Here is a 13676-nt window from a genome sequence, read left to right on the forward strand (position 1 = left end):
AGTAGGCCGCTCGGTTTCATGCGTCCAATGCACGAACTCGCGATAATCAATCCCATGGTGCATGAACACAGCTCACAGCCCCGGCTGTCACCCAGTAGTTACGAAGAAGACATTCGCGCCGTCCTCGCGCCGCGACTGGCCCACTTCGAGGCGGTGGCCCGCCACGAACACGTCACCCGTGCCGCGCATGAGCTCGGCGTTCCGCAGTCGACGCTCTCGCGGGCGATGGTCAGGCTCGAACAGGACCTGGGAGTCGCCCTGTTCGCCCGCAAGGGCCGCACCGTCTCCCTCACCCCGGCGGGCCGCACTTTCCTGGGCTCCGCCGAACGGGCCCTCGCCGAGGTCGAGAAGGCCGCCGACTCGGTTCGGGCCGACGCCGACCCGGCCACCGGCAAGGTCGCCTTCGGCTTCCTGCACACCATGGGCTCCGAGACCGTGCCCGCCCTGATCCGCGCCTTCCGCGCCGACCACCCCCGGGTCCGCTTCCAGCTCGTGCAGAACTACGGCGAGGCGATGATCGAACGCCTCCGGGCCGGCGGCCTCGACCTCTGCCTCACCTCACCCGTCCCGGACGCCCCCGACCTGGTCGCCCGCCGCCTCGACGAACAGCGGCTGCGTCTGGTCGTCCCGGAGGACCACCGCCTCGCCTCGCGCCGCCGTATCCGCCTGGCGGAGGCCGCCGACGAGAAGTTCGTCACCCTCGAACCCGGGTACGGCCTGCGGCGGATCACCGACGACCTGTGCGCGGAAGCGGGCTTCGCACCACGTGTCGCCTTCGAGGGCGAGGAGGCGGAGACCCTGCGCGGCCTGGTCGCGGCCGGCCTCGGTGTCGCCCTGCTGCCGCCGCCCGCCGTGGCCCGCCCCGGCGTCGTCGAACTCACCGTCACGGCCCCGAGAGCGGCCCGCGAGATCGGCGTCGCCTGGCTGGACGGCCACCCGGACACCCCGCCGGTGGCCGCCTTCAAACGCTTCCTGCTGTCGAGGCGGGGACACCTGCTGCCGGACTGAGAGCCTGTCGGGTGACCTTCGATCGGGTAGCGGACGCGGTCTGGTGCGTGCGTGCCAGGGCGTGGCCGCCCGATCAGAGGTCACCCGACAGGCTCTGAGGCGTCACCGTCCGGCCGGCGACCTGCCGCCGGCCGCGCCCACGGCCCGCTCGAAGTACTCGTGTTCACGCGACCCGTCCGGCGCGTCGAGGACACCGAGGCCGCGGTCGGCGAACGGCCGGAACAGCCGCCCGTGCCGGAGCAGGGTGTCGAAGGCGGGGTCGTCGGAATCCTTGATGGTGGCCAGGGGCAGCGTGCGCGAGGCCCCCACAGTCATCGTCACCGCCCACCAGGCGATGTCGTCCTCCTCGACCGGGAGCGGAGTGAACCGGATGCCGCCCACCTCCGCCCAGGCCGCACGCCGGCGGCTCCAGGGCCGGACGACCGTGATCCCGGCGTCGTCCAGGCGCACCGCGAACAGGCCCCGCAGCGCGAAGTGCAGCACAACCGGCAGCACCAGGCACATCGGAAAGAACCATGTCGTCGGATGTTCCCCCAACGCTCCGGAGACACCCGCGACGGTGACCGACACCCAGACGAAGGCCGTCTCGGCGCACAGCCACCGCACCAGCGGCGGCCCCTCCAGCGCACGCATTCTCACCGCGGTCACGACGGCATCACCGGCCATGTCCCGGAAGCACTGGTACGTGTGCAGCAGACCCCGGCGCTCATGAGCCCCCTCAAACCATCGCTGTTCGTGGATGTTCAGCGTGTGATCACCATACGAGTCGCGGTGACGCGGCGGCATGGGTGCTCGTACTCAACTTCCTCCCCGGCTTCCTCCGCCGCCGGGCGAGGAGGCCCGGTGGCCGCGGTACGGCCGGCTCGCGCCTCCTCAGTGCCGCAACGACCTCCCGAACCCCGCGGCCGGCGGCATCCGCAGCCCCAGCGGGGGCATGTGCTGCCGGACTGAAGGGACGTGCTCGCGGCGGCCCGCCGGGTTTTCCGGCGGGCCGTCGCAGGAGCGTGTTCAGGTCACACCTTGGGGGCGGTTTTGGAGATGATCCAGTGCTCGTCCTGTGCGCCGTTACAGGTCCACTGGATGAGCTGGCTGCCCTTGGTGGCGGCGGAGCCCAGGCCCAGGCACTTGCCCGAGTAGACGTTCCGCAGCTCGTGGGTGTCCTGGTCGTACCACCACTTCTCGTCCACCTTGGAATTGCAGGTGTACTGGATCATGCCCTTGCCGTTGGCGAGGCTGCTGCCGGTGCCCAGGCACTTGCCGGAGTACCTGTTCTGGATGAAGTAGGCGGGTTTGCCGTTGTTGTCCTTGGTCTCCTCGAACACCCAGAGCTCGTCCTCGGATTTGTTGCAGCCCCACTGGATGACCGGCTTGCTGTTTTCGACCGTGCTGCCGACGCCCGAGCACAGCTTGCTGTAGTCGTTGTACAGGTACTGGCGGTTGTCGGCCTTCCGCGGCAGCAGGGAGAAGATGACGCGCTTGCCGTCCTTCTCGTTCATGCCCCACAGACGGCCCGAGGAGAACGAGAAGGACAGGTTCTGGGTGAGGGGCGGCGTGCGGGTGAGGATCGATACGGGGCCGTCCGGCACGGCCTCCCAGATGCAGTAGTAGGCAGATGTGTCCACGGGGTTGGTGACTTTCATGTACTTCGTGTCGCACATGGCCGACATGTAGTAGTGCGTGCCGTCGGTGGCCACGCCCTGCAAGCCGTGGACAGGAGCCTCGTAGGCGGCCGTCGCGCTGACGGGTGACGTACCACCCTCACCGAGGTGTTCGATAGGCCAGCGGATCACGTCCACAGGGTCGGGGCGCTCGGCATCCCCGTAGCGTCCGGAGACCAGGCGCGGCGGTGACGTGCTGCGGTCCAGGCTCAAGGCGCTCAGGCACGCTATGTCTCCGTCACAGAACATATTGGACCGTTTGTTCGGCTTGGCCGTGTCCTGTTGGGCCTTGGTGCGGTTCGAGTAGCGGGCGACCATGGGCAGGGCCCACTGGTGGTACTCGGCCGAGGACGTGCCGCCCACGATGCCCGACTTCTCGGAGATGGAGTTGACCTTCCACAGGTGGTCGAGGTCGTAGATCTGCAGTTCGCCGCCGTTGGCCACGAACAGCCTGTTCCCGTACCAGACCATGCCGTCGGCGTGGACGTCGCCGACCGAGGTGAACTGGGGGTCGGCCCGGCTGCCGGTGGGCCGGACGAGCAGGACGTGCCCGTAGGTCCGCTCCGTGCCGTTCGATTCGAGGATGGAGATGCGGGCCTTCTTGTTGCGGTCGGAGCCCTTGACGCCGTAGTACCAGGTCGCCATGTACAGGTGGTGGCCGTCGACCGTGCCGCTCGCGTCCGCGTCGTGGGAGGCGGTGAAGCCCTGCGGATGCCAGCCTTTGGCCCAGGCGTTGGTCTTGTCGTCCGTCTCGTCCCAGCAGAAGCCGTTGTACTTGAACAAGCCGTTGATGCCGGTCGTGTGGCACAGCGAGCGGCCGATGTGCTGCTTCGACTGGGCGACGCTCAGCGGGGAGACCCGCGTCACGACACCCTTCGCCTCGGCCCCCTCGATCACCGAGCGTGCCGTCTGGCCCTCGTCAACGCCTGGCATCTCCCGCGGATGGAGAACGAAGCCGGATGCCGGCTTGCTCTTGAATATCCCGCCCTTGTCCTTGATCACGATGGTCTTGTCTTCGGCAGCGACCGCCTGCTGGGCGCCCGATACCAGCGCCGCCAACGAGGACAGAGCGACCAGCGCCGCTGTGATCCGTCCTCTTCGACGGTTCCGTTGCTTGGCAATCATGTGGCCGGACCTCAATTTATCGGTGAAATCGACGCAAAGTGTGATCGATTTGTCTTGAACGGATACGTTGTGATGGTTCGTCGGATCGCGGTGTGACGTGGAGAAGAGGGCGATCGGCGTGGGCCGGGCGGGGTGAACAGTCCGGGTTCGGGCTGGGACGCAACGTGGGCTCGACGACCCGGCGGGACACCCGGGCCCGTTTTCGTCACGAACGTCCTCCAGGATGCCGACTTGAGGCGGTCAGGTCGTTAGCGCTGAGTGCACAACTGTGTTCGCAATGGGTTCACTTGCGGTACTGGAGGGCTTGGTGCCGGTGGTCCTTGGGCGTGGTGCCGTAGGCGGCGCGGTAAGCGCGGCTGAAGTCGGCTGCGCGAGTGAATCCCCAGCGGGCGGCGACGGCGTGGATGGGTGTGGCGCGGAGCGCGGGATCGGTGAGGTCGCGGCGGGCCGCCTCCAGACGCAGGCGGCGTATCCACGCGGCGACGGTGACGTCTTCGTCCCGGAAGAGGCGGTGCAGGTAGCTGGTGGAGATGTGGTGTGCGGCGGCAATGGCGCTCGGGGTGAGGTGCGGGTCGTGCAGGTGCTCTCGGATGAACGCCTGGATGCGGAAGGTGAGGGCCCGCTGGCGGGTCTCCGGGGGCAGGCGGTCGCCGGCTTCGAGCAGATGGGCGAAGAGCGCGGCGACGAGCGGGGTCGCGATGGAGGCCAGCCGCGGCCGGTCGGAGGGCTGGTACGTGGCCGAGTCCGCGATCAACCGGGTGAGGAACTGTGCCAGCAGGGCACCCATGCCTTCCCGGGCCGACACCGGCGCTCCGACGATGCGGCCGGCCATGTCGTGAGGCAGTGGCAGCAGGGCCTTGGGAACCTCCAGCGCCACGGTCTGGACCGCTTCCCCGGTGCTGTAGACGTCGTTCGGCAGCGACGACGAGTTGATGAACAGGTCGTACGGCTTGTACTCGGTCTCCCGGTGCCGCCACACGCCTGCCCCGGTCCCGCGTACGACGAGTGACAGGTGGTACGCCTCGGGGTCGGACTGACGGATCAGCTTCGGCGTGCGCCGGAACACCAGTGGCTGGAACGTGGCAGACCACACGGTGACGGCACCGAGGTCCAGCACGCGCTGGGAGGCCCGGAAGTCGTCGGTGTGGTCGCTGCGCAGTTCCATGGGCGCATGGGTACGGCCCAGGAGCTCGGTCCAGTAGGTGAACCGGTCCGCCGCGGACACGTCTTCGCTGCGGAACACCATCTCGTCCAACAACTGTCCTTTCACCGTTTCTGAAACCGCGGGTCACATGCTCTTCGGGGGATGGCGAGGCAGCAGAACGCGCCGGTTCCACTCGCGCCGGGCGGGTGCCGAAGGATCGCTCACGCTGACGACCTGCGGAACACGGGCTGTTCGACAGGCGGTCGCCGTCCGGTCGTCCGCGTGGCCTCCGCGCACCCGCTCCACGGGCCGTTACCCGCCCCCGCCCCCGGCCTCCTCAGTGCCGCAACGATCTCCCGAACCCCGCGGCCAGCGGCATCCGCAGCCCCAGCGGGGGCGGCGCCGCCAGGGCGTCGGTGACCGGGCGGGCGTAGGCGCGGCCGAAGAGCGAGCCGCGGACGAAGTCCGTTGCCAGGGCCGCCACTTCGGCCCGGTGCTGGCGCAGTGAGTGGCCGTCGGAGTGGACCTCGAAGCGGCAGGTGTCGCGGTTGGCCTTCTTGGCCCGTGCGGCCAGCCGGAAGGAGAGTTCGGGGTCGGTTCGCGCGTCGTTCGTGCCGTGGACGAGCAGGACCTGCCGGCCGAGCAGGTGCTTCACCGGTTCCGGTTCGTCCGTGGTGTTCTCGGGCAGCCAGGGGGCCATCGCCAGGACGGAGCCGACCGCCGCGTGGCCGCCCGCCCGGAGCGCGGCCCGGCCGCCCATGCCGTGGCCGGCGAGGCACACGGGGACGTCGCCGTAGCGTCGTACGACCTCGTCCACCGCCCATCGGGCGTCCGCCGCGAGCTGCGCGTCGGTCGCGTTCCAGCCGCGGCAGCGGTACCGCACGACATGCGCGGCGAGCCCGTCCTCCCGGCCCGCGCGGGCCAGCGTCCGGGCCAGCGGCAGCTGGAGTGCGTACGAAAGGGGAGAGGGGCGGCGGTGCGATTCGGCCTCGCCGTCCGGGAGCAGCAGAACCACGCCGCTGACCGCAGTTGGTGCTCCGGCCGTCCTGACGGCCCGTCCCAGCCTCGCGGCAGGCAAGGGGAGTGCGCGCTGTGCCATGACAGAACAGTGTCAGAAGGACAGGTGTCCTCCACCCGTATTCGCGGTCACTGTTACGCATCGGCGAGGGACAATCTACGCGCGTAGGCGCTAGAGTGCCCCAATGATGAGCCCGACCCTCCATATGCCCGGTTACAACCAAATCCGACGCGCCCCCAAGGTCCTTCTCCACGACCACCTCGACGGCGGTCTGCGCCCGGGAACGATCGTCGACCTCGCCCTCGCGAGCGGATACGACGGACTCCCCGAGACCGAGCCGGACAAGCTCGGCAGCTGGTTCCGCGAGGCGGCCGACTCCGGGTCGCTGGAACGCTACCTGGAGACGTTCGCGCACACCTGTGCCGTCATGCAGACCCGCGACGCACTGGTCCGGGTGGCCGCCGAGTGCGCCGAGGACCTGGCCGCGGACGGTGTGGTCTACGCCGAGGTGCGGTATGCGCCCGAGCAGCACCTGGAAGCCGGGCTGAGCCTCGAAGAGGTCGTCGAGGCGGTCAACGAGGGCTTCCGGGAGGGCGAGCGGCGGGCCCGCCGGGACGGGCACCGCATCCGCGTGGGCGCCCTCCTCACCGCGATGCGGCACGCCGCCCGCTCCCTGGAGATCGCCGAACTCGCCAACCTCTACCGCGACCAGGGCGTCGTCGGCTTCGACATCGCGGGCGCGGAGGCGGGCTTCCCGCCCACCCGGCACCTCGACGCGTTCGAGTACCTCAAGCGCGAGAACAACCACTTCACCATCCACGCGGGCGAGGCCTTCGGCCTGCCATCGATCTGGCAGGCCCTCCAGTGGTGCGGCGCCGACCGGCTCGGCCACGGCGTCCGCATCATCGACGACATCGAGGTCACCGAGGGCGGCGCCGTGAAGCTCGGCCGCCTCGCCTCCTACGTACGGGACAAGCGCATCCCGCTGGAACTGTGCCCGACCTCCAACCTTCAGACCGGCGCCGCCGCCTCGTACGCCGAGCACCCCATCGGGCTGCTGCGGAAGCTGCATTTCCGGGTCACCGTGAACACGGACAACCGGCTGATGAGCGGTACGACCATGAGCCGTGAATTCGAGAAGCTGACCGAGACATTCGGATACACGCTCGATGACATGCAATGGTTCACCGTCAACGCGATGAAATCCGCGTTCATTCCTTTTGATGAACGTCTGGCGATGATCAATGACGTGATCAAGCCCGGATACGCCGAGCTGAAGTCCGAGTGGCTCTTCGAGCAGACCGCTACGACCAGCGCTTCTTCCGCCTCAGCGGGCTGATCCGCGCTTCCGGGCCACGGCCGGGACGGCGAAATCGAGGTTGCTGCCCAGCTGTTTTCCGTGTTGGGCATGTTTGCGGGACCGGTAGTGGGCTGACTACGTTTCGGAGCCGCTCACACCCCCTTCCTCAAGGATGAATTTCACATGAAGCAGTCTGCTGTCAGGAATCTCGGCGTCGCCGCTCTCGGTGCCGCTTTCGCCGCTGCCGCCGCGGGCACCGCCTCCGCCACCGCGCTGCCGACCGAGGCCGCAACCACCGCCCTGCCGGTCGCCGGCTCGGCGCTGGGGACCACGACCGAGTCCCTGCCGGTCCAGGACACGGCCACCAAGCTCCTCGGCACCGGCCAGCAGAAGCTCGTCGGCGACGCCGCCACCCCGGTCAAGGGCCTGCTCGGCGGCCTGCCCGCGGGCGGCCTGAAGACCAGCGGTCTGTCGACCAGCGGCATCCCGCTCGGCGGCTGATCCCCGTACACATGCCTGTGGGGCGGACACCCGGACCGGGTGCCCGCCCCACAGGCATGTGGTGCGTACGTGAATCACCAGGCGGTGGACGCCGTCTTCTCCGACGGGAACAGCACCCACAGCGCCAGGTAGAGCAGGAACTGCGGCCCCGGCAGCAGGCAGGAGACCAGGAAGATGATGCGCATGGTTCCCGCGGAGGTGCCGAAGCGCCGTGCCAGCGCTGCGCACACTCCGCCGATCATGCGTCCGTCGCGGGGGCGGGCAAGTCCGGCCATGGTGGGCTCCTTCGCGAACCGTTACCGAGGGAGCAGCTGGGTTGTGCTCCCGATGTATCCATGGTCGCCGGGCGAACGGGGGCAAAGCGTCGCTCTACGGTGCGATACCGACCCTGGGAATCGTCGGGGTCGACCCCTGGGCCGCCTCGTCCCTGGGGTGGGGCATCACCCTGATCCGGCGCTGCTTCCTACGGCGCAGCCGCGCCCGGCCCATGGGCACGACCAGCAGATGGGCGAGCGCCATCCCGGTGGTGTTCAGCAGCAGTGAGTCGACGTCGACGACCTGCCCCGGTACTCCGGTCTGCGCCAGTTCGATGGTCAGCGAGATGAGCGACCCCGCCGCGACGGTACGGGCCAGCGAGGCCCATGGGGAGACGAACAGCCGGCCACCGGCCATCGGCAGCAGGACGCCCAGCGGGGCGAGCAGCAGCAGCCCCTCACCGATGCGGCGGGTGGCCTCGACCGGACCGAGGGACAGGTCGGCTCTGATGCCGGCGAGCGGCTGGAGATTCGAGGCGGTTGTCCACGGCACGTCGAGCGGACGCAGCGTCAGCCACCCGACAAGCAGCAGATGCGCGAGGAGGAGCGAGACTCCGGCCGCGCGGAAGCGGATGACAGTTTGACTGTCAGAACCTTGACGCACGCTCCCCAAGACGCGCCGGGCGGCAGGATCGGTTCCGCTCGCCCCGAACCGGGCCCGGCCCCGGGCAAGGAGGACCGGCCCCGGCCCTCCTCCCGCTCAGGCCCCCGTTTCCGTTCCCGTTCCCGGCGTCGGTACGGTCTTCGGCCTGGCCTTCATCTCCGAGGTGCACAGATATGCGCGCGGCGGATATTTCCCGGGCCCGGCCAGCGTCACCCTGCCGTCCGGGGCGAGCGTCTTGCTCTCCGCGTACGTGCACACGATCTGCGCCAGCGCCTCGGCCGGCAGGTCCTCGGGCTGCTTGCTGAGCCGCAGCGTGCCCTGACGGTCGCCGACGTGGGCCGGGCCGATCCGCAGGGCCGCCGGTACGGCGGTGGAGTAACCGGCCTGCCGCTCATCGGCGGGCGGCTTCTGCTCCAGCTCCTCCAGGAGGGCCTGCGCGATCCGGACCTGGTCCGACGCCGTCTCGTCGACGTGCACCGTGCGGTCCACCGTGACCAGTTGCGAGGAGCAGACCAGATAGATCTGCACGGGGATGCCCCGGAACGCCTGGGTGGCGATGTCCTCGGCGGACATCGCGCACGGCACCTGGGACGGCGCGGCCCCGGCGTCCACCGGCACGGAGGTGGTCCTGATGCCGCAGCCCGCGGCCAGCACGGCCGCGGTCACGGCACCGGCCAGCGCCACGGCCGGACGGCGCCCCCGGCGGTTGCTGCCCCTCACGTCGCGTCGCCCTCCTCGTCCTGGACCCCCGTGTCCTGATCCCCGTCCCGCCCGGCGGAACGGGTGAGTTGCTCGGCGTCGCGCGGCAGTCGCAGTACGAACACCGCACCGTCGCCGTCCGGTGAGTTCGAGGCCGTGATGTCACCGCCGTGGATGTGCGCGTTCTCCATGGCGATCGACAGGCCCAGACCGCTGCCCTCGGAGCGCGGGCGGGAGGCACTGGCCTTGTAGAACCGGTCGAAGACATGCGGCAGGACGTCCTCGGGGATGCCGGGGCCGTGGTCACGGACCCCGATGACGAGCTCGTCGCCCTCGGTCCGTACCGCGACCCGTACCGGCGAACCGCCGTGCTTGAGCGCGTTGCCGATCAGGTTCGCCAGGATCACATCGAGCCGGCGCGGGTCGAGGCGGACCATCATGCCCCGCTCGGCGTCCAGGTCCACCGCGTCCAGCCAGGCACGGACGTCGATGCAGGCGGTCACCTGGTCGGCGACGTCGACCGTGTCGAGGACGAGCCGGGCCGTCCCCGCGTCGAAGCGGGTGACCTCCATCAGGTTCTCCACCAGGTCGTTCAGGCGCCGGGTCTCGCTCACCACCAGACGCACCGCGGGCGCGATCATCGGGTCCAGAGTGTCCGCCTCGTCCTCCAGCACCTCGGTGACGGCGGTCAGCGCGGTGAGCGGGGTGCGCAGTTCGTGCGACATGTCGGCGACGAACCGCCGGCTCGCCTCGTCCCGCGCGCTCATGTCCGCGACCCGCTTCTCCAGCGAACTGGCGGTCCTGTTGAACGTACGGGAGAGATCGGCCAGTTCATCGGTGCCGGACACCGCGAGCCGGGTGTCGAGCTTGCCCTCGCCGAGCTTGCGGGCGGCGTCGCCGAGCCGCTGCACGGGCCGCAGCACGGTCGTCGCCGCGGCCTGCGCGAGCAGCGCGGAACCGATCAGGGCGAGCCCGGTGGCGATCCCCAGCGACCAGGCGAGGGAGTTCAGATCCTGCCGCTCCTGGTCGAGGGACTTCAGCATGTAGCCGGCCGGGCCACCGCCGATGATCTTCGTACCGCCCACCAGATACGGCGTACCGCGGATGCTGGTCCGCTGCCAGAACAGGTGGTACTCGTACTTGTTGCCCGCTTCGACCCGCTGCTTCTCGTTGACCGCCTTCTGCAGCGACAGCGGCACGTTGTCGAGCGTGAAGGTGTCCAGATCGGAGTTGCCGACGATCGGCTTGCCCGTGTCGCGCTCGTCGACCAGCAGCACGCTGTAACCGGGCGAACTGCTCGCCATCTGCACGGCGGCATTCTGCAGATCGTCCTTGGTGGGCCGCAGCGGCAGCGACGCCGCCCGGTTCTGCATCTCCTGGCGGAAGTCCCCGAGCGCAGAGTCCTGGGTACGCGTCAGTACGGCCTCGCGATTCAGCCAGTACGCGATCCCCGAGGCGGACACCGCGGCGGTCAGTGCCACCAGTCCGAACACGACGACGAGACGCAGTCGCAGACTCGTCCAGCGGAGTCCGGCGAGCAGGCTCCGCCTGGCGACATCACTCACTGAGGCGAATCCAGCCGGTAGCCCACGCCCCGAACGGTACGGATCAGGGTCGGCGAGGACGGTACGTCCTCCACCTTGGCGCGCAGCCGCTGCACACAGGCGTCCACGAGCCGGGAGTCACCGAGGTAGTCGTGCTCCCAGACCAGCCGCAGCAGCTGCTGCCGCGAAAGGGCCTGGCCCGGCCGGCGGCTCAGCTCCAGCAGAAGTCGCAGCTCGGTCGGCGTGAGCTGCAGATCCTCGCCGTTCTTGGTCACGGTCATCGCGGAACGGTCGATCACCACGCTCCCGAAGGACGCGGAGTCGGTGGACTCGCGCTCGCCGCGGCGCAGCACCGCCCGGATACGGGCGTCGAGCACCCGGCCCTGCACGGGTTTCACCACATAGTCGTCGGCACCGGACTCGAGCCCGACCACGACGTCGATGTCGTCGCTGCGCGCGGTCAGCAGAATGATCGGCAGCTGGTCGGTGCGCCGGATGCGCCGGCACACCTCGAAACCGTCGATGCCGGGCAGCATCACATCCAGCACGATCAGATCCGGCCGCTGCTCACGCAGCAGTTTCAGGCCGTCCTCTCCCGTCGCCGCGGTGGCCACACGGTGGCCCTGGCGTGACAGCGAGAGTTCGAGGGCCGTGCGGATGGCGTCGTCGTCCTCGATCAGCAACAGGAAAGGCACGCTGGTCATTCTGACTCATGGGGGAGCCCCAGTTCGACAGTTGGTGCCGACTCATACATCCGGCACGCCGCGGACGCATCGACGGCAGGCCCTGTGACAGGGCTGTGACAGACGGGGGACAGCGTGATGAAACTGCCCCGGCAAGCTCATTGGCACAAGGAACGGACGGACTCCACCGATGGGGGGCGCGAGATGAACGCAATTCAGCGAAGCACCGCAAGCGCAGTTGTCACGCGTCTCCACGACGTCGGCCGGAGCACCGAGAAGTCCGGCGCGGGAGGGCGGGGGTGCGTTCGTGGCGCCGGGCGTCAGCACACGTCGTACATGACGATGGTTGACGCTCCTGCGGGGGGCAACGGGGGAATCGGCGGGGGAAGCAACGGGGGACCCGCGTACGGGGAGGCCCTGGGGGAGCGGAAGTCTCCGGCGCAGGCCGACGACGCCGAAACGGCGTTCACGGCCTACGTCCGGGAGCGCCGCGCCTCCCTGTACGCAACCGCCTACCACCTGACCGGTGACCGGTTCGAGGCCGAGGATCTGCTGCAGAGCGCCCTCTTCTCGACGTACCGGGCTTGGGACCGGATCAGCGACAAGGCGGCGGTCGGCGGCTATCTGCGCCGCACCATGACCAACCTGCACATCAGCGCCTGGCGCAGGCGCAAGCTCAACGAGTACCCGACCGAGGAGCTGCCGGAGACGGCGGGCGACACGGACGCGATGCGCGGCACGGAACTGCGCGCCGTGCTCTGGCAGGCGCTGGCGCGGCTGCCCGAACTCCAGCGCACGATGCTGGTCCTCCGGTACTACGAGGGCCGCACCGACCCGGAGATCGCGGCCATCCTCGACATCAGTGTCGGCACGGTGAAGTCGAGCATCTGGCGGTCGCTCCGCCGGCTGCGCGAGGACGAGGTCCTCAGCTTCGGCCGTGACGAGGAGGAGTCCTTCGGCGAGCTGGTGGCCTGAGGGGACGGGGGAACGACCGGGGGATGGGGACACGGGGGCACAGGGGACACGGGGGAGAGCGGGGCCGCTGCTTCGGGGGGAGACGGCGGTGCACGGGGGAGTGCTGCGGGGTCGGACGGGCCGGGGGGCCTGTCCGACCCCGTCGGCGTTTGAGGAGGGGGAATTGGGGCCCGGGAGGTCCGCTACGCCGTGCCCCGTGCCGCGGGCGCCCGCCGGCACCGCCCCGCCGCCGCTGCGGCCAGGCGGCCCAGAGCCTCCTCCTTGCCGCACGGATGGGCGCCCAGTGCCGTCTGCCGCGCCACGATCCGCCGCTCCGCCCGCATCAGCCGCCACCCCCGCCGCAGCAGGAACGGCACCGACTTGCGGCCCTCGCGCAGATCCCGCAACAACCGGCGGCGGAACGTCGTCGTCGGACGGCCGCGCAGGCACAGCGCGTCCGCGAGCACGCCCAACTCCTGGCACCGTTCGACTATGTCCGCCGCGAAGATGCCCTCGGCCACGAACAGCGGCGTGCGGTCGATGTGGAAGGCCTCGCGGTCGACGCGGGAGCTCGTGGCGATGTCGTACACCGGGACGTCCGTCCGCCCCGTGCGGCACAGCTCCGTGATCGCGGCGACCGCCGCATCGGCGTCCCAGGACTGTGCGGAGTCCCAGTCGATGTCCGTACCGCCGGGCACGAGCGGCAGGGTGGGGTCGTCGCCCTCCTTGTAGAAGTCGTCCAGGCGCAGCACCGGCAGGTCGGTGCGGGAGGCGAGGGAGGACTTGCCGGAGCCGGAGGGGCCCGCGAGCAGCACGACGCGGGTCGGGAGCGGTTGGGAATTCACAGGACACGAGTGTGAGGCATTGACCCGCGCAGGGGATCCCCCGGAGGCCGGGTTGGTATCGAGCATCACATCTCAACTACTCTACGTATTCACAGGATTGCTCGGTCGGCCCCGCAGTAGGGTGCGGCGGCACCGTGGGACTGGCGGCAGCGGCGCTGCACGGCTGAGACGGACCCGGCCGGACACCGGGACACGGACACGGCCCGTTCCTCCGGGAGTTCCGGAGGAACGGGCCGCGCTCGTGCGGTCAGTACGCGCTCATGCGGTCAGGCCGGGCTC

General features: G+C 69.7%; 14 protein-coding genes. 4 read left to right on the forward strand and 10 right to left on the reverse strand.

Features of this window, described 5'->3' with window-relative positions; genetic code table 11:
* The first annotated feature begins 54 nt into the window (after nucleotides 1-54).
* Nucleotides 55-1008 (forward strand): LysR family transcriptional regulator, encoded by a 954-nt coding sequence (locus ACF08M_RS18830; protein WP_392186365.1) that lies wholly within the window; start codon nucleotides 55-57, stop codon nucleotides 1006-1008.
* 102 nt (nucleotides 1009-1110) lie between these two features.
* Here the strand turns inward: ACF08M_RS18830 and ACF08M_RS18835 are convergent, their stop codons facing one another.
* The 4 genes from ACF08M_RS18835 to ACF08M_RS18850 form a co-directional block, all read right to left on the reverse strand.
* Complete coding sequence (locus ACF08M_RS18835) at nucleotides 1111-1656, reverse strand: hypothetical protein (RefSeq protein WP_392186366.1); 546 nt, start codon at nucleotides 1654-1656, stop codon at nucleotides 1111-1113.
* A gap of 365 nt (nucleotides 1657-2021) precedes the next feature.
* On the reverse strand, nucleotides 2022-3791 hold the full coding sequence (locus ACF08M_RS18840) for an RICIN domain-containing protein (protein WP_392186367.1): 1770 nt from the start codon (nucleotides 3789-3791) through the stop codon (nucleotides 2022-2024).
* Nucleotides 3792-4074: 283 nt separating this feature from the next.
* Complete coding sequence (locus ACF08M_RS18845; protein WP_392186549.1) at nucleotides 4075-5037, reverse strand: helix-turn-helix domain-containing protein; 963 nt, start codon at nucleotides 5035-5037, stop codon at nucleotides 4075-4077.
* 235 nt (nucleotides 5038-5272) lie between these two features.
* The gene (locus tag ACF08M_RS18850) at nucleotides 5273-6034 is read right to left on the reverse strand and encodes an alpha/beta hydrolase family protein (protein WP_392186368.1); all 762 of its coding nucleotides are present in this window, start codon (nucleotides 6032-6034) and stop codon (nucleotides 5273-5275) included.
* A 103-nt stretch (nucleotides 6035-6137) separates the two neighbouring features.
* Here ACF08M_RS18850 and ACF08M_RS18855 point away from each other — a divergent pair, with 103 nt between their 5' ends.
* Both ACF08M_RS18855 and ACF08M_RS18860 read left to right on the forward strand, forming a co-directional pair.
* Nucleotides 6138-7292 (forward strand): adenosine deaminase, encoded by a 1155-nt coding sequence (locus tag ACF08M_RS18855; protein ID WP_392186369.1) that lies wholly within the window; start codon nucleotides 6138-6140, stop codon nucleotides 7290-7292.
* 144 nt (nucleotides 7293-7436) lie between these two features.
* Nucleotides 7437-7754 carry a hypothetical protein gene (locus tag ACF08M_RS18860; RefSeq protein WP_392186370.1) on the forward strand — a complete coding sequence of 106 codons (318 nt, stop codon included), beginning with the start codon at nucleotides 7437-7439 and terminating at the stop codon, nucleotides 7752-7754.
* A gap of 74 nt (nucleotides 7755-7828) precedes the next feature.
* On the opposite strand, the gene ACF08M_RS18865 is transcribed toward ACF08M_RS18860, so the two are convergent.
* The 5 genes from ACF08M_RS18865 to afsQ1 all read right to left on the reverse strand — a co-directional run bounded on the left by ACF08M_RS18865 (nucleotide 7829) and on the right by afsQ1 (nucleotide 11610).
* Complete coding sequence (locus ACF08M_RS18865) at nucleotides 7829-8029, reverse strand: PspC domain-containing protein (RefSeq protein ID WP_392186371.1); 201 nt, start codon at nucleotides 8027-8029, stop codon at nucleotides 7829-7831.
* Nucleotides 8030-8123: 94 nt separating this feature from the next.
* Complete coding sequence (locus ACF08M_RS18870; protein ID WP_392186372.1) at nucleotides 8124-8672, reverse strand: VanZ family protein; 549 nt, start codon at nucleotides 8670-8672, stop codon at nucleotides 8124-8126.
* Between the two features lie 96 nt (nucleotides 8673-8768).
* Nucleotides 8769-9392 carry a GerMN domain-containing protein gene (locus tag ACF08M_RS18875; protein WP_392186373.1) on the reverse strand — a complete coding sequence of 208 codons (624 nt, stop codon included), beginning with the start codon at nucleotides 9390-9392 and terminating at the stop codon, nucleotides 8769-8771.
* Nucleotides 9389-10936 (reverse strand): ATP-binding protein, encoded by a 1548-nt coding sequence (locus ACF08M_RS18880; protein WP_392186374.1) that lies wholly within the window; start codon nucleotides 10934-10936, stop codon nucleotides 9389-9391. The genes ACF08M_RS18875 and ACF08M_RS18880 overlap by 4 nt, the downstream gene beginning before the upstream one ends.
* Nucleotides 10933-11610: a two-component system response regulator AfsQ1 gene (afsQ1, locus tag ACF08M_RS18885; RefSeq protein WP_206433404.1), complete on the reverse strand. Its 678-nt coding sequence runs from the start codon at nucleotides 11608-11610 to the stop codon at nucleotides 10933-10935. The genes ACF08M_RS18880 and afsQ1 overlap by 4 nt, the downstream gene beginning before the upstream one ends.
* 192 nt (nucleotides 11611-11802) lie before the next feature.
* Here afsQ1 and ACF08M_RS18890 point away from each other — a divergent pair, with 192 nt between their 5' ends.
* Nucleotides 11803-12573: a SigE family RNA polymerase sigma factor gene (locus tag ACF08M_RS18890; protein ID WP_392186375.1), complete on the forward strand. Its 771-nt coding sequence runs from the start codon at nucleotides 11803-11805 to the stop codon at nucleotides 12571-12573.
* A gap of 182 nt (nucleotides 12574-12755) precedes the next feature.
* Here ACF08M_RS18890 and ACF08M_RS18895 read toward each other — a convergent pair whose 3' ends face one another.
* Nucleotides 12756-13463 carry a uridine kinase gene (locus tag ACF08M_RS18895; RefSeq protein WP_392186376.1) on the reverse strand — a complete coding sequence of 236 codons (708 nt, stop codon included), beginning with the start codon at nucleotides 13461-13463 and terminating at the stop codon, nucleotides 12756-12758.
* Nucleotides 13464-13676 lie beyond the last annotated feature (213 nt).

Origin of the sequence: Streptomyces sp. NPDC015032 (assembly GCF_043080425.1) — a bacterium.
Classification (GTDB): domain Bacteria; phylum Actinomycetota; class Actinomycetes; order Streptomycetales; family Streptomycetaceae; genus Streptomyces.